Source organism: Desulfuromonas sp. TF, assembly GCF_000472285.1.
Taxonomy (GTDB): domain Bacteria; phylum Desulfobacterota; class Desulfuromonadia; order Desulfuromonadales; family ATBO01; genus ATBO01.
On sequence record NZ_KI421420.1, the window covers coordinates 57,703 to 73,075 of the forward strand.

At 60.7% G+C, this 15,373-nt stretch carries 15 protein-coding genes and 1 tRNA gene; 9 read left to right on the forward strand and 7 right to left on the reverse strand.

The window, feature by feature from the left end:
• Entirely contained in the window at window positions 1–735 is a 735-nt protein-coding gene (locus tag DTF_RS23095; RefSeq protein WP_051361231.1) for an endonuclease/exonuclease/phosphatase family protein, read from the forward strand.
• Between the two features lie 195 nt (window positions 736–930).
• Here the strand turns inward: DTF_RS23095 and DTF_RS0110865 are convergent, their stop codons facing one another.
• The 3 genes from DTF_RS0110865 to DTF_RS27590 form a co-directional block, all read right to left on the reverse strand.
• A complete protein-coding gene (locus tag DTF_RS0110865; protein ID WP_027715345.1) occupies window positions 931–1,116 on the reverse strand; it encodes a hypothetical protein in 186 nt (61 codons plus the stop codon).
• Window positions 1,117–1,281: 165 nt separating this feature from the next.
• On the reverse strand, window positions 1,282–2,040 hold the full coding sequence (gene tatC, locus DTF_RS23100; protein ID WP_035056815.1) for a twin-arginine translocase subunit TatC: 759 nt from the start codon (window positions 2,038–2,040) through the stop codon (window positions 1,282–1,284).
• Window positions 2,030–2,449, reverse strand: a complete 420-nt coding sequence (locus DTF_RS27590; protein WP_051361232.1) for a twin-arginine translocase TatA/TatE family subunit — start codon at window positions 2,447–2,449, stop codon at window positions 2,030–2,032. The genes tatC and DTF_RS27590 overlap by 11 nt, the downstream gene beginning before the upstream one ends.
• Window positions 2,450–2,612: 163 nt before the next feature.
• Here DTF_RS27590 and nadA point away from each other — a divergent pair, with 163 nt between their 5' ends.
• The 5 genes from nadA to DTF_RS0110895 all read left to right on the forward strand — a co-directional run bounded on the left by nadA (window position 2,613) and on the right by DTF_RS0110895 (window position 9,264).
• Entirely contained in the window at window positions 2,613–3,533 is a 921-nt protein-coding gene (gene nadA / locus DTF_RS0110880) for a quinolinate synthase NadA (RefSeq protein ID WP_027715346.1), read from the forward strand.
• Entirely contained in the window at window positions 3,533–3,778 is a 246-nt protein-coding gene (locus DTF_RS26545) for a hypothetical protein (protein ID WP_155890788.1), read from the forward strand. Before nadA ends, DTF_RS26545 begins: the two co-directional genes overlap by 1 nt.
• Before the next feature lie 3 nt (window positions 3,779–3,781).
• A complete protein-coding gene (gene mfd, locus DTF_RS0110885) occupies window positions 3,782–7,285 on the forward strand; it encodes a transcription-repair coupling factor (protein ID WP_027715347.1) in 3,504 nt (1,167 codons plus the stop codon).
• 164 nt (window positions 7,286–7,449) lie between these two features.
• Window positions 7,450–8,292, forward strand: coding sequence for a peptidylprolyl isomerase (locus DTF_RS23110; protein WP_162148630.1), 843 nt, complete (start codon window positions 7,450–7,452; stop codon window positions 8,290–8,292).
• 30 nt (window positions 8,293–8,322) lie between these two features.
• A complete protein-coding gene (locus tag DTF_RS0110895) occupies window positions 8,323–9,264 on the forward strand; it encodes a SurA N-terminal domain-containing protein (RefSeq protein ID WP_027715348.1) in 942 nt (313 codons plus the stop codon).
• 81 nt (window positions 9,265–9,345) lie between these two features.
• Here DTF_RS0110895 and DTF_RS0110900 read toward each other — a convergent pair whose 3' ends face one another.
• From DTF_RS0110900 to rpsA, 3 genes are all read right to left on the reverse strand, one after another.
• Window positions 9,346–10,410 carry a cell wall metabolism sensor histidine kinase WalK gene (locus DTF_RS0110900; RefSeq protein WP_051361234.1) on the reverse strand — a complete coding sequence of 355 codons (1,065 nt, stop codon included), beginning with the start codon at window positions 10,408–10,410 and terminating at the stop codon, window positions 9,346–9,348.
• Window positions 10,411–10,419: 9 nt separating this feature from the next.
• Window positions 10,420–11,118 (reverse strand): response regulator transcription factor, encoded by a 699-nt coding sequence (locus DTF_RS0110905; RefSeq protein ID WP_155890789.1) that lies wholly within the window; start codon window positions 11,116–11,118, stop codon window positions 10,420–10,422.
• A 68-nt stretch (window positions 11,119–11,186) separates the two neighbouring features.
• A complete protein-coding gene (rpsA, locus tag DTF_RS0110910) occupies window positions 11,187–12,407 on the reverse strand; it encodes a 30S ribosomal protein S1 (protein WP_027715351.1) in 1,221 nt (406 codons plus the stop codon).
• 196 nt (window positions 12,408–12,603) lie between these two features.
• On the opposite strand from rpsA, the gene DTF_RS0110915 reads away from it, so the two are divergent.
• The 3 genes from DTF_RS0110915 to DTF_RS0110925 all read left to right on the forward strand — a co-directional run bounded on the left by DTF_RS0110915 (window position 12,604) and on the right by DTF_RS0110925 (window position 14,875).
• Window positions 12,604–12,843 (forward strand): hypothetical protein, encoded by a 240-nt coding sequence (locus tag DTF_RS0110915; protein ID WP_027715352.1) that lies wholly within the window; start codon window positions 12,604–12,606, stop codon window positions 12,841–12,843.
• Between the two features lie 167 nt (window positions 12,844–13,010).
• Window positions 13,011–13,087, forward strand: a tRNA-Pro gene (locus tag DTF_RS0110920).
• Between the two features lie 852 nt (window positions 13,088–13,939).
• Window positions 13,940–14,875, forward strand: a complete 936-nt coding sequence (locus tag DTF_RS0110925; RefSeq protein ID WP_027715353.1) for an STM4504/CBY_0614 family protein — start codon at window positions 13,940–13,942, stop codon at window positions 14,873–14,875.
• 164 nt (window positions 14,876–15,039) lie between these two features.
• On the opposite strand, the gene DTF_RS27775 is transcribed toward DTF_RS0110925, so the two are convergent.
• A complete protein-coding gene (locus DTF_RS27775) occupies window positions 15,040–15,255 on the reverse strand; it encodes an AlpA family phage regulatory protein (RefSeq protein ID WP_027715354.1) in 216 nt (71 codons plus the stop codon).
• Window positions 15,256–15,373 lie beyond the last annotated feature (118 nt).

The following is a 15,373-nucleotide window of genomic DNA, read 5'->3' on the forward strand; positions in this document are numbered from 1 at the left end:
ATGATTGAAAGGAGCTCGGGACAAATAGAGGAAGGCGGCCGTGTGGTCACCCTTCTCTCCTATAACGTTCACAGCTGCGTTGGTCTAGACAGGCGCCCCGACGCCGACCGCATCGCCAGCATCATCCGCAAGCTGAACCCCGATGTGGTCGGGTTGCAGGAAATTACTAATCGTTTCGGCGGCGCCGAAGAGGCGGCGCAGCTCGAGTTTCTCGCCGCCGCCACCGGGATGAGGGACGTGCCCGGCCCGACGCTCCTTCATGCCCAGGGCGATTACGGCAATGCTCTCCTTACCCGGGGAGAGATGAGATCGGTGCGACGCATCGACCTGAATTTCAGAAGCCGGGAGCCGAGGGGCGCCCTCGATGTCGAACTGGATCTTGACGGATACCCCCTGCGAGTCATCGTGACCCATCTCGGGCTGCGCCCTTCCGAGCGCCGCTTCCAGGTGCGGCGGTTGATCGAACTGTTCGGTGCGTCCCCCGCCCGGCCGCTGGTTCTGATGGGGGACATGAACGAATGGTTCCCCTGGGGAAGGCCCGCCCGCTGGCTTCACCGCTACTTCGGAGGGTTGCCGCTGCTGCGCACCTATCCGACCTCCTTCCCCCTCTTTGCCCTGGACCAGATCCTGGTCTACCCCCGGGAAGCCCTGCGGGGCCTGGAGGTGATCGTCACACCCGAGACAAGGGTCGCCTCCGATCACCTTCCCCTTATGGCGCGGATCGCTCTCCGCTGATAAAAAAACCGAAGCCTTGGGGGCTTCGGTGCATGTCGGGAAAGCTCTGTTTCTTAAAGTTCGATCGAGACGTCTGAAAGCAAGCAAAAAGCATTCTCACGCCCGTTCGCTTCTCTCACTCAAGACGCAAAGACCGCGAAGAAGACAAACCCATTCTCTTCAAGGTTTTCTTTGCGTCTTTGCGTGAAATGTCTTTCAGGCGTTCCCCTCAGGCTCCAGGGCGTGCAGAACCTTGGCGAGGGTCTGTCTGCGATCCTTCAGCGCCTCACGGTAGTCCTGACTGTCGGTGTTGGATATCTCCATGCCCAAATCGGAAATATCCGAGCTGAGAACCTCGATCAGAATTCTGTGCTCCTCGGGGGTCAAATCCAGATGAATCATAGAGTACCTCCTTTCAACGGTTCGACTGGGACAGACTGCTGGCCGAGGCGAATCATTGAGTTTTGGTCCTATATCCATTTTAGGCCATCAGGCACGAGAAGCAACAGGGAGAGAAGCGGAAATTCTATGGCGATTGCCCTTTCGGCCGGCCCTGGCTGAGTTGGCTTATTCGGCGGCAGCCGGCTCTTCCTCCTCTGCGGGTTTCTTCTTGCCGAAGAAACGGGCGATCCAGATGCCCACCTCGTAGAGGATGATGAAAGGCAGGGCGATGGCGGTCTGGGAGAAGACGTCCGGCGGGGTCAGGATGGCGCCGAGGACAAAAGCCGCCAGCAGGGCGAACTTGCGGTTTTTGGCCAGCCAGTGGTAGTCGACCACTCCCATCCGGGCCAGAAAGAAGATGACGATGGGCAGCTCGAATACCAGGCCGAAGGCGAAAAGGAGCTTGCTCGACAGGGAGAGGTAACCGCCCATGGAGAGCATGGCGTTGATCTCCCCGGTGCCGGTGCCGAACTTGATCAGAAAGGTAAAAATAGTCGGGAAGACAAAGACGAAGCCGAAATAGGTGCCGAGACCGAAACAGAGGCAGCTTGCGAAAACAAAAGGAATCGCAAATTTTTTCTCGTGGGCGTAGAGGCCCGGAGCGACAAAGCCCCAGAGCTGCCAGAAGATCACCGGAAGGGCGATGAGCGCCCCGGCTATGGCGCCGATCTTCAGATAGGTGAAGAAGGGTTCGGTGGCGGTGATGAAGACCAGTGAACTCCCTTCGGGGAGGGCCGCGCGGACAGGATCGGCGATGAATTCGAAAAGCCGCTCGGCAAAACCGTAGCAGGCGATAAAGGCCACCAGCCAGGATCCGGCGGCGATCATAAGGCGCTTGCGCAGCTCTTCAAGGTGTTCCGTGAAAGGGAGTTGTTTATCCGCCATTGGACGGTTCCTTCAACTCCGATTCGGTCGGTTTCTTCACCTCCGGCTCGGCCCTCTCCTTCTCCTCCGGCATGGCCGGCTTCGCCTCCGGCTTGGCCGGCTCCTTCGAATCCGAGTCATCGGGCTTCCGCGGTTCCGGAGCATCCGGGACCGGGGCTTTCTGCTCCTCGGAGTAGGGCTCGGGGCTGGCGCCCGGAGGCTGGATCTTCCCATCCCGAAGCAGCTTGTCTCGGGTTTCAGAAGTGCGGCTTTCTTCGTGGAAAGTATGCTTCAGCTCATCGGTGGCGCGCCTGAATTCGGCCAGCCCGCGGCCCAGAGCCCGGGCGATGTCGGGGAGCTTTTTCGGTCCTATGACGATAAGCGCCAGGGCCAGGATGAGCAGCAGCTCGGGCATGCCGATTCCGAACATGGTATGATACCTCTCAGGAAAGAAACGGGGAAGTTTTGCCGGAGTGCTGAGAATAGCCCCAATCCCCACCCCTGTCAAGACCCAAGGGGATCATATAAGGGTTTGACATAGCAGGGGTTTTAAACTAGTATACGGCGGCAAACACTGCCAGGAAAGGGTTACGATGGACCAGGAAGAGATCAAGCAGGAGATTCGCCGTATGGCCAGGGAGCGCAACGCGCTTCTTCTGGCACACAACTACCAGCGGGACGAGGTCCAGGAGATTGCTGATATCACAGGGGATTCCCTCGCGCTCTCCATGGAGGCCGCCCGCACGGACCGGGAGGTCATCGTCTTCTGCGGCGTGCACTTCATGGCCGAAAGCGCCTCGATTCTGGCGCCTGACAAGATCGTGCTCCTTCCCCGACTCGACGCCGGCTGCCCCATGGCCGACATGGTCACTCCGGAGGGGCTGCGCCGGATGAAGGCCGAGCACCCCGGGGCCACGGTCGTCACCTACGTCAACTCCAGCGCCGACGTCAAGGCGGAGAGCGATATCTGCTGCACCAGCTCCAACGCCGTCAACGTGGTCCGCTCCGTGAAAACCGAGGAGGTCATCCTGGTGCCGGACCGCAATCTCGGAAAGTACATCGCCGCGCACACGGACAAGACCTGCCATCTCTGGGAGGGATACTGCCCCACCCACGACCGGCTCCTGGTGAGCGACGTGCGGCGGGCTCAAAAGGAGCATCCGGACGCCCTGTTCATGGCCCACCCCGAATGCCCCCCCGAGATCCTGGAGATGGCCGACCACATCTGCTCCACCAGCGGCATGTATGACTACGCCCGCAAGAGCCCGGCGAAGAAGTTCATCGTCGGGACCGAGGCGGGGATCCTCTACCGGCTGCGCCGGGAGAATCCGGACAAGGAGTTCTTCCTCCCCACGTCCCGGCTCATCTGCCCCAATATGAAGCTCACCTCCCTGGAGGACATCCTCAAGAGCCTGCAGACCATGAGCCCGGAGATCACCGTCCCGGCGGATATCCGTGAAAAAGCCAAGGTGACCCTAGACCGGATGCTGGCGGTGCCGCGGGATGCAGGCTGATGAAAAACGCCCATCTGCGGCGTTGCCCTCATCCTTCGTCAACGACGTACCTTCCAGGTACGCCTTATTCCTCAGGACTTCAGGCGCCTTGCATCTGGACATTTTTGATCAGCCTGAAAACCAGGGTTTTTCAACATCCCGCCAGGGGAAATGGAACTCAACGTATTGAAATCAGGAGGCTTAAGAAAAAAAATCAAGATCCTGAACTCTCTATTCTGACTCCTGAATTCCCTGGTTTGAGCTGATCAATGTCCCTTCCAAACGACACCGCCCATCCTGAAATCACCCATGCCACCGTCCGTTCCTTCGTCGAAGGAGTGCACTCCGGGCTCCGGCACGGCGAGGTGCTCGGACTGATCGGCTCCAGCGGCGCCTATTTCCTGGCAAAGCTTCTGGCCGCAAGCGACCGGACCATCCTGGTCCTCGCCGCCGGCCAGAAGGAGGCGGCGCGGTTCGCCGACGATCTTGCCTTCTATCACGGCCGCCCCGGCGAAGTCTTTCTCTTTCCTCATTGGGAGGTGCGCCCCTACGAGGCCCTGAGCCCCCATCCCGAAGTCGAGGCGAGCCGCCTGGCGGCCCTCGCCGCCCTGCATGAAGGCAGAGCCCGGGCCGTGGTCCTGACGGTGCGCGCCCTGATGCAGCGGGTTCTTCCCCGGGAGGCGCTGGCCGGCCTCTGCGAGCGCCTGATCACCGAGGAGGAATATCCCCGCCGGGCCCTGCTCGGCCGCCTGCTCGAACTGGGCTACGCCTCGGTGCCGCTGGTGGAGGACCGGGGAACCTTTTCGGCCCGCGGAGACATCCTGGACATTTTCCCCCCCACCCGCTCCCAGCCGGTGCGCATCGAGTTCTTCGGCGATTACGTGGAACGGATGCGCCCTTTCAACGCGGCCACCCAGCGCTCCCTCGACGATGAGCTGGAAGAGCTGGTGCTGCTCCCCGCCCGGGAGATGGTCCTGGCGGGCGAACACCTGGAGACCTTCGCACGCCGCCTGAAGGAGCGCTGCGATTCGCTGGAGATTTCCCGCCCTCAGCGTGAGGCGATCCTGGAAGAAGCCCGGGAAGGAATCCTGGCTCCCGGACGTTCTTTTCTTCTCCCCCTCAATTACGCCAAACTGGACACCTTCTTCGATTACGCCTCCGGCGGCGACTGGGTGGTTCTCGACCCTCCCGCCGTGGAGGGGGAGGCGGACATCTTTGCCGCCGAGGTTCGCGAGGGGGAAAAGCGCATCGCTTCCCGCGGCGAGGCCTTCGCTCCGGCGGCCGATTTCTTTCTACCTCCCGCGCTTCTGGAGAGCGGGCTTTCCGCCGTCCGCCGCATCGACTTTTCATCCCTGCAGGTGTTCCGCCTGGAGGAAGACCGACAGCTCTACCGGATCAACGCCGAAGGCAACGGCGACATCCGGGCCGAACTGCACCGGGAGGGGGGCGGCATGGCGGAGCTGGCCGACCGCCTGCGGCAGTGGCAGCAGGGCGGATGGAGACTTCTTCTCGTCTGCCATACGCGCGGCCAGGCCGAGCGCCTCCTCGACCTGCTGCAGCCCTACGGCTTGAGCGTCGCCTTCGATCCGTCCGGATCGCCTGACCGTTTCCGCCCCGGAGAGCCCCGGCTCGTCCTGGGGAACCTCACTGCAGGATTCCGCCTCCCCGACGAGAAGCTGGCGGTGGTCACCGAGGAAGAGATTTTCGGCCAGAGGGTGCGCCGCCGCGGAGCCGCCGAGGCCCGGGCCAAGGCCCTGCTCTCCACCCTGGCCGAGCTCAGGGAGGGGGACTACGTCGTCCATGCCGACCACGGCATCGCCCGCTACCGCGGCCTGCTGCACCTGCAGCTCGGAGAGGTGGAGGGGGACTTCCTGCACCTGGAGTATGCCGGCGAGGACAAGCTCTACCTGCCGGTGGACCGCATCGAAAAGGTGCAGAAGTATCTCGGCGGCGAAGGCCACGTCCCGCGCCTCGACAAAATGGGCGGGGCCGGCTGGGAGAAGGCCAAGGTTCGGGCCCGGGCCGCGGTTGAGGAGCTGGCCCGGGAGCTGCTCAAGATCTACGCCCGGCGTGAGATGAACCAGGGATTTCGCTACTCCCCGCCCGACCGGATGTTCCGGGAGTTCGAGGCCGCCTTCCCTTACGAGGAGACCGCCGACCAGCTCGCCGCCATCGGCGACGTTCTTACCGACATGCAGTCGGAGCGGCCGGTGGACCGGCTGATCTGCGGCGACGTCGGCTACGGCAAGACCGAGGTGGCCATCCGCGCCGCCTTCAAGGCCGCCCTCGACGGGAAACAGGTGGCGGTGCTGGTGCCGACCACTGTCCTGGCCCGGCAGCATTTCGAAACCTTCCGCGAGCGTTTCGAGGGTTATCCTGTGGAAGTGGAGATGATCTCTCGCTTCCGGACCGCCGCCGAGCAGAAACGCATTCTCGAGCACGCCGCCGCCGGCCGGATCGACATCCTCATCGGTACTCACAGGCTCCTGCAGCGGGACGTGCGGTTCAAGGATCTCGGGCTGATCATCATCGACGAGGAGCAGCGCTTCGGCGTCACCCATAAGGAACGGCTGAAGAAACTGCGGGCCGAGGTCGACATCCTCACCCTGACCGCCACCCCCATCCCCCGCACCCTGCATATGAGCATGATGGGGCTGCGGGACCTCTCTGTGATCGACACCCCGCCCGTCGACCGGCTGGCGGTGCGCACCTACGTCACCCGCTTCGACGACGACCTCATCCGCGAGGCGATTCTGCGCGAGCTGCGCCGGGGCGGCCAGGTCTTCTTCGTCCACAACCGGGTCCAGTCCATCGAGGCCCAGGCCGATTTCCTCCGCACCCTCGTCCCCGAGGCGAAGATCGTCGTCGGGCACGGGCAGATGGGGGAGCATGCCCTCGAAGAGGTCATGGTGGACTTCGTCGAGGGGCAGAGCAACGTTCTGGTCTGCAGCACCATCATCGAGAGCGGCCTCGACATCCCCCGGGCCAACACCATCATCATCAACCGGGCCGACTGCTTCGGCCTCGCCCAGCTCTACCAGCTGCGCGGCCGGGTGGGACGCTCCCGGCACCGCGCCTATGCCTACCTTCTCATCCCCGGAGAAGGGACCCTCACCCGGGAGGCCCGGGAACGTCTTCGCGTGCTGCAGGAACTCACCGAGCTGGGGGCGGGCTTCCGGGTGGCCAGCCACGACCTGGAGCTGCGCGGCGCCGGGGACCTCCTGGGGGGCCGACAGGCCGGGCAGATCGCCGCCATCGGCTTCGAGATGTATGCCGAACTCCTCGAGGAGACGATTCAGGAGCTCAAGGGACTGGAAAAGGAAGAGCAGATCGACCCCGAGATCCGCCTGGGGCTCTCCGCCTTTCTCCCCGAAAAATACGTCCCCGATCCGAATCAGCGGCTGGTCTTCTACAAGAAGATGGCCGGCGCCGCCGACGAGCTGGACCTCTACGGCACGGCCGACGAGCTGCGGGACCGCTACGGCGAAGTTCCCGGACCGGCCGTTCTCCTCCTGGAGATGATGAAGCTGCGCCTGCTGATGAAGCGCCTCAAGGTGGAAGCCGCCGAATACGACGGCCGCCAACTGGTCTTCGCCTTCCATCCCGCCACCGTGGTTCCGCCGGAGAAAATCCTTGCCCTCCTCGAGGAGCCGACGGGAAAGTACCGCTTTTCCCCCGACTTCCGGCTCTCGATCCGGTTTGGACGCCTTCCTGGGGAAGAGGTTCTGGCGGAGGCTAAAAAAGAATTGCACGGTCTCCTTCAGGCATGCTAGTTTCAATCTTTCAGAGGATCCCGCTTCTCTGCGCAAAAATCGACTTTATCCCATTGAAAGAAAGCCGAAAATAGATGTTCCGTCCGTCCCGTCCTGTTCGTCTGTTTCTTTTCCTCTTTCTCCTCCTGCCGTTTTCAGCCTGTCAGCCGAAGGAGGAGGCCGTCGTGCCGGTACTGATCCATGTCGACGGCCGCTCGGTAACCCTGGAGCAGTTTCAGAAAGATTTCTCCGCCACCCTCCCTCCCGGCCAGAACCTTTCATCCGAGGAGAAGGAAGAACTCAAACGCGCCTTTCTGGTTCAGGTCATCGATCGGGAGCTGGCATTGGCCGAAGCCGAGAATCTCGGCATTACGGTGACTCCGACGGAAGTGGAGGAGGCCTTGCAGGAATACCGCCGGGATTATCCTGCCGGAGCCTTCGAGGAGATGCTCCGGGAGCGGGGGATCACCCTCGATTCCTGGCAGAGGGAACTGACGCAGAACCTGCTGATGGAAAAGGTGGTCCGACAGGCCGCCTACACCGGGGTGACGGTCGAGGAAGAGGAAGTCGCCGCCCACTACCAGGAGCACCGGGAGGATTTCGACCGCCCCGAGCAGGTGCGGGCGCGCCAGATCGTCCTCAGCACTGAGGCCGAGGGGCAGCGTATACTGGGTCTTCTGCGCCAGGGCGAGCCCTTCGCCGAGATGGCCCGCCAGCACTCCCTCTCTCCCGACGGCGAGCAGGGGGGGGATCTCGGTTTCTTCGCACGGGGAGAGATGCCGCCGGAGTTCGATGCCGTCGTCTTTTCCCTCCCCGTCGGCCGCCTGAGCGATCTGGTCAAGAGCGAGTACGGTTATCACATCTTTCTTGTCGAAGAGAGGCGCAAAGCGATGCGCCTGGGGCTGGATTCCGTACAGGACGAGATCCGTGCCGAACTCAGGGCGGAAAAGGAAGATCAGGCCTATCAGGAATGGCTTCGGAAGCTGCGCGTGCAGGCCGCCATCGAAGTCAACTGGTCCCTTATCTAACATCAACTTCTTGCGCGAGGATCGGGAATCATGAAGCGCCATTTTCATACGATTGCGATTTTGCTTCTGCTGCCGGGGCTGGCCATGGCGACGACGGCCGTCAGCCGGATCGCCGCCGTGGTCAACTCTGAAATCATCACTACCCGCCAACTGGACCAGGAAGTGAGCGAACGCGTCAAAGGCGGCAACATTCCGGCTTCACAGGCGTCCGCCCTGCGCCAGCAGGTCCTTTCGGATCTTATCGAAAAGACCCTGCTCATGCAGAAGGCCGATGAGCTGAGAATCAAGGTGGCTGAGGACGAAATCGAGGAGGCCATCAACGAGGTGCAGAAGCAGAACAAACTGACCCGCGAGCAGCTGATCGAGGCCCTGCAGTCCGAGGGAATGGGCTATGAGAAATACCGGGAGAATCTGCGTCAGCAGATCCTGCGTTACAAGCTGGTGGGTAGGGAGGTTCAGGCCAGGGTCGAGGTGACCAACAGGGAAATACGCGACTATTTCCGGGAGAACATCGGAAAGTACCGGGATGAGCCTTTCCTGCGCCTGAGCCGTATAACTTTCCCCATCCCGGCCAAGGCCACGACGGTCCAGATCGAGGCGATTCGCGGCAAAGCGGAGGCTGCGCTGAACCGCCTGAGGCAGGGAGAGGAATTTTATCCGGTGCTGCTGAGTTTAACAGCGGACCAGAGCGCCGAAGGCGGGGATATGGGAACGTTCGCGGAGGGTGAATTGACCTCCGCCTTCGAAAAAGCCGTGCGCAATCTCAAGGAGGGCGAAATCAGCAGCATGGTGGAGACGCCGGCCGGCTTTCACATCCTTCAGGTCAACGAGATCAGTGCCGGCAAGGTCCGCCAGTTCGACTCGGTCAAAGAGGAAATCCGCCGGATTCTCAGGGAGCAGAAAACCGAGGAACGGTTCAAGGAGTGGTCGCAGGGCCTGCGCAAGGAGGCTTATATCGATATCCGCCTGTAGGCGGATGCACCCCTGAATGTGACGAAGCCCCGTCGGCAACTGCCGACGGGGCTTCGTTGTTTGGGCGAGTTAAAGGGCCCTCTACTCCGGCAGGACGAACCAGACCCGCGTCTCCCCTTCCGCGCTTTCGGCGCCGACGCTGCCCCCGTGGGCCTCGATCAGCTCTTTTACGATGGACAGGCCGATGCCGGCGCCGCCGGCGTCGCGGGAACGGGAGCGTTCGGCGCGGTAGAAACGCTCGAAGACGTAGGGGAGGTCCGCAGGGGGTATGCCCGGGCCGCTGTTGGCGAAAACGACCCGGATCTCCCCGGGGAGGCGCTCGGAAGAGACGGTGAAGCGTCCCCCCTCCGGGGTGTACCGGCAGGCGTTCTCAATCAGGTTGCGCACCGCCTGCAGCACCTTGTCCCGGTCGGCGACGATTCGGTCGGCCGCCGGAGCGAAACGGGTCGCGACGGTGATGCTGCGCGCCTCGAAACGGGGGCGGTAGAGGGTCAGCATCTGTCCGATCGTCTCCGAGAGATCGAATTCCTGCCGCTCCAGGTAAGCGCGGGCGGCCTCGGCGCGGGCGAGCTGGCCGAGGTCCTCGACCAGGCGCACCAGCCGCAGGATTTCCGCCTGCAGCATCTCGAACGTCGCTTTCTCCGGCGGGATCACCCCGTCGCTCAGCCCCTCCAGGTAGCCGCGCAGGTTGGTCAGGGGAGTGCGCAGTTCGTGGGCCACGTCGCCGACCATCGTCTTGCGCAGCCGCTCCAGGTTCTCCAGGCTGTCAGCCATGCGGTTGAAGGCGGCTCCGAGGCGTCCGATCTCGTCGGCGGCGCCGACCTCGACCCGGGAGGAGAAGTTGCCTGCGGCCACCTCGCGGGTCGCTTCCGCCATGCGGGAGAGGGGACGCAGCACCCGCCGGGTGAGGAGAAAACTGAGAACGAAGGCGATGAGCAAGGCGGCGAGGCTGGCCCAGAAGAGGGTATAGTGGACGGCGGTGAGAAAGGCCCGGTGGGTTTCCGTCGGCGAGACCATGTACTTTTCCATCAGGACCATGAAGTAATTGGCCGCAAGTTGATCGATGGAGAGCCAGACCACGGCGATGATGACGGCGATGACCGGCAGATTGATCAGGAGCAGTTTCCAGAGCAGGGAGCGTTTCACGATGGCCCCCTACTCTTCCGAACGGTCGGCGAAGCGGTAGCCGAAGCCGCGCACGGTACGGATGAATCGTGGCGCCGCCGGATCGTCGCCGAGCTTCTGCCGCAGATGTCCGATGTGCACGTCGATGACCCGGTCGACCACCGTCTCTCCCCCCTCGTAGATGCGGCCGATCAGGTCGTCCCGGCTGAAGACCCGCCCCGGGGCGCGCATCAGGGCGAGCAGCACCCGGTATTCCGCCGCCGTCAGCTCCACCGGTCTTCCATCCAGGGTCACCCTGTGCTTCTCCGGATCGAGGACGAGGCTTCCGTGGACGAGAGAGGGGTTCGCCCCGGCCGTCGGCCGCGCCCGGCGCAGAATGGCCTTGACCCGTTCGACGAGCTCCCGGGGGCTGAAAGGCTTGACCACGTAGTCGTCCGCCCCCAGGGAGAGGCCGAGCACCCGGTCGATCTCCTCCTCGCGGGCGGTGAGCATGAGGATCGGCACGTCGGAGACCTTGCGCAGCTCGCGGCAGATCTCCCAGCCGTCCGCGCCGGGGAGCATCACGTCCAGGATGACGAAGCCGGGCGGCTTGCGCCGGGCCAGCGCCAGCGCCTCCGCCCCGTCATGGACGGCGATGACGGCGAACCCCTCGCGCTCCAGGTAGGTGGTCACCAGGGCCGCGGTATTGGGATCGTCCTCGACGATCAGGATGGGGCCGGGCAGATCCATTTAAAACTCCAAAGGCGATGACGGATGACAGAGGACAGAAGGTTCATGCCGTCCTCCGCCCTCTGTCTTCATCGTTTCTTTTTCTTCTTACTCTTTTTCTCCATCCCGGCCTTGAGCAGATCGCCCAGGGTGCCCAGCCCCTTGGGCAGCTCGGCCGCCGCCTGGCGCCGGAAATCGTCCATCGTTTTTGCTTCCTCCTCCTTGGCCCGCACCGCCTCGGCCGGGGCGAGAGAGATGCGGCGGGTTTCCCGGTCGAAGCTTTCGACCCTCACCTCGAGGCGTTCCCCCTCCTTGACCACTTCGCGGGGGTGGCTGATGCGCTTACCCCCTCCCAGCTTGGAGATGTGCACCAGGCCGTCCACCCCGGCTTCGAGGGTGACGAAGGCGCCGAAGGGGGCCAGCCTTGCCACGGTGCCGGTGTGAACCGACCCCTCCGGAAAATTCCGCTCCGCCTCGGCCCAGGGGTCGGCAAGGGTTTCCCGAAGGCTGAAGGAGAAGCGGTTCTGGTCCCAGTCGACCGATTTCACCGCTACCTCCACCTCCTGCCCCTCGCTGAGCACCTCGCGGATGTTCTCCACCCTCCCCCAGGCGATCTCGGAAATGGGGATGAGGCCTTCCACCCCGCCGATGTCGACGAAGGCGCCGAAATCGCGGATGGAGGAAATCGTCCCCTTGACCGTCATCCCCTCCTGCAGCGTCTCCCGGAGTGCTTCCCGCTGCCGGGCGCGCTCCTCTTCCAGCAGCGCCCGGTGGGAGACGACGATGTTGCGCCCTCCCTCGCTGTACTGGGTGATCCGGAAGGGGAGATGCTGGCCGATGTGCTGCTCGGGCGCCTCGGTGCGGCGCAGACCCATCTGCGAGAAGGGACAGAAGGCCCGCACGCCGGCCACTTTCACCTCGTAGCCGCCCTTGATCTCCTTCTCCACATGTCCGTCCACCGGGATGCCGCTGCGCCAGGCTTCTTCGAGCTGGGCATTGCCTGCGGAGCCGCCGATGCGGGTGGTGAAGCGCAGTTCGCCTCCGGCCCGGGAGAGAAAATAGGCGGAGATCGTATTCCCCTCGGCAACGCTCAGGTTTCCGTCGGGATCCAGGAGCTCTTTTCTGTCCAGCACACCTTCGCCCTTCTGTCCCACGTCGAGAAAGACCCACTCGGCGCCGATCTTGAGGATGACGGCCTTGACCTTCTGCCCCTGCTCCAGCTTGCCTCCGCCGACGTAGCTCTTTTCGAACATTTCGGCGAAACTCTCCTCGGTGTTTTCGTCTCTTTCCTCGTCTCTATCGTTGTCCATGACCCTGTCCTCTTCCCTGGCTGAAATGGCGTTAAGATCCATTATCCTACCGCATCCTGAACGCTTCGTCATCCCCAACCTGACCGGATTGGAAATCTTTCCCGTCATTTGGTTATAATGAATATATATATGACTAAAACTCTCCGGAATCCTCCAGGTGATCAGATAGGAATCCGGACCCGCGAGGATAATTGTCATGTATGAAAACAGACAGCAATACGAGGCTATCGTGAGGAAAGAGGTTGTGTTTCGGGAATGGGCCGAAGGTCACCGGATTGAGCACGGCGATCCTGGTGAATGCCCCAACTGCGGCATGCCCGGCCAATACGACATCCACGGACTCGGTTTCCCCCCGGATGTCGATAATTCCATTTACTACAGCACCGTGTTTAACGAGTGGCGCTGCCGCATCTGCGACTACCGACGCATCCACTGATCGGATCTCCGCTCCCGAATAGACTTCTCCATCCAAGAGGAGAAGTGAAAAAGCCTCGCATCCATTGCGAGGCTTTTCACTATCCATCTCACCATGGGGAAAAGTCTCTTGCTTTTGCCATTATTTCATGGTATTTCTTTCGGCCTGTTGTTTGGAAGGACCAATGTCGGGGCGTAGCGCAGCCTGGTAGCGCACCTGCTTCGGGAGCAGGGGGTCGGAGGTTCAAATCCTCTCGCCCCGACCAGAATTTTCAAGGGGTTACGGCATGTGCTGTAACTCCTTTTTCTGTTGTGTGGTCTCTGGTGTGGCCTTTTGGCTCTTGTCTCGCTATTGCCTCTTGGCCCCTATGGAGATCGGGGGCCGTGTCTCGTGGGCCAGCCCGCCCCGAGGCGCACTGAATGACCGCCTACGGAGTTTTTGCGGCTCGCCCTGCCTATTTCCCCATCTTGCGCCCCGCAACGGCTTAGGCGTCGATTTGTAGCTCGGCCGACGTGTCGAGCTTCAGTTCGAGGGTTTTCTGTCCGTGTCACTCGCCCTATCCGGCCCATACCCCTCCTGAGCTTTCTAGACAGTCTACCCTGCCCCCTACCTGCCTCTTCTATAACCTGGGCGCTATAGGCGCTCTATCCTTTCTACCTCTTCTATCTCCTCCTCTATGCCCCTGAGCGCTCTATGCGCTCTATCCATACCTATCTCTCCTATCTCCCTCCTGCCCCCTCTATAGCCCGGGACAAATAAAATATTTGTATCTGAGCTACCGCCCAGGGGGGAAGCAAGCAAGCCTGGGAAGTCAAAGCAAGTGAACAAAACGGGCTTAGCTTTATATGGGAGAGTACAGCTAGCAGACAACCAAGACCGCCAAGAGGGCATCGCCCCCTTAAGTAAGACTATTGCATCAGGTGAGGCACAAGGCAAGATGCTAGACAAGCAAGCCCTTGACGCGCGCTATCGCCTGGGCTAGATTGACGACGTCTTATTTAGTCGGATTGCCGTAGTTTCCCTCCAGGAATATCTCGGCTATAAATTTTGTGTTAGAAAACTTTCTAGGCGTGGCAGTTCCCAGTATCGCAAACTGTTGCGTGCAAGGAGTCCTACATTGGCAATCTTTGACTTGTTCTCAAAACGCCAGAAGAAACTTAGGGGCGATGTCCCAGATGTGTACAGCTATGACGACCTGCCTCAAGAACTCAGAACTCAAATAGTCCATATCTGGCTTGACACACTGGGGCACGCCGATAATGACGTCAGCGGGAACGTCAAGAAACTCTATTCGTTCATAGTGAATACCCTTTGCCGAGAGTATGGCGTGTTTACGTTGACTGATACCAAAAAACACGGGGGACGAGACTTCATTGGTGAATTGGTAGATTTCTTTCTTAAAGAGCCGAATATTGAGAGAGCTCTGGATGCGGTTGAACTTTCTTTTAAATTTATAGATAAATTCACGAGACAGTGGGACTACCTAAGACGGCACGATGCTAATAATCGGGCCAACGACGCCATTGAAGAGTTGAATGGACGATTCAAGGAACATGGTGTTGGCTACCAATTTGTTGATGGCGAGATTATTCGTATAGATTCCGAATTGATTCATTCCGAAGTCGTCAAGCCTGCCTTGCGCTTACTCAACCAGCGGAAGTATGCAGGTGCACAGCAAGAGTTTTTAAAAGCCCATGAACATTACCGCCATGGTAATGCGAAGGAAGCGCTTAACGAGTGTTTGAAGTCGCTCGAAAGTTTGATGAAGTCTATCTGCGACAAACGAGGTTGGGCATACGGCGGCAACGCTACAGCTAAAAACCTCATTAAGGCCTGCATTGACAATGAGCTTATCCCTCTGTTTTGGCAACAGAATTTCACCTCTTTACGCAGCCTACTCGAAAGTAGCGTTCCTACCGGTAGAAATAAATTGGGGGGACACGGTCAGGGCACAACGACAATCGCTGTTCCAGACCATATTGTTGCGTATATGCTTCACATGACGGCTTCTGCGCTGGTTTTTCTCGGGGAAGCTGAAGCGGCATTGCCGTAAATACAAGGTCTAGGGGGTCAACCAAATATCCATCGAAGTCATTTATGCCATTTGCTTTGTGTCTGTAGTAAAAAGCAAGAAGGCCCCACCGCCGGGGGAACCGGAAGCAGGGCTCGTCTTGCTGGGTGTTAGAGTTCTGAGGCTATCACACCTGTTTTCTGCCCTTACATCTGAGACAACTCCAGTGCGATAGACTCACCGTGGACACTTGCGCGGCTGTTAACCCATCTTTCCACCTCTGAGTGCAGCCAACCTACACGCCCAGCGGACAGTTGCTTTCTCGCCGGGAACTTACCCGCCTTCTCCATTCGGTACACCGTGGTGTATCCCAGTCCGGTCATCTTCAGGACTTCTGCTCTCTTTAGAAATACTGCTCTCATGCGTCCTCCTTTGTTGGGCTTTTTTTTTATATCTGTAGTCCGGGGTAACTGTCCGCCCACGCGTGGGACAAAACGGGAGCAACGGTTTATGGCGATGAAAACAAGAAGCCCCGGCAGA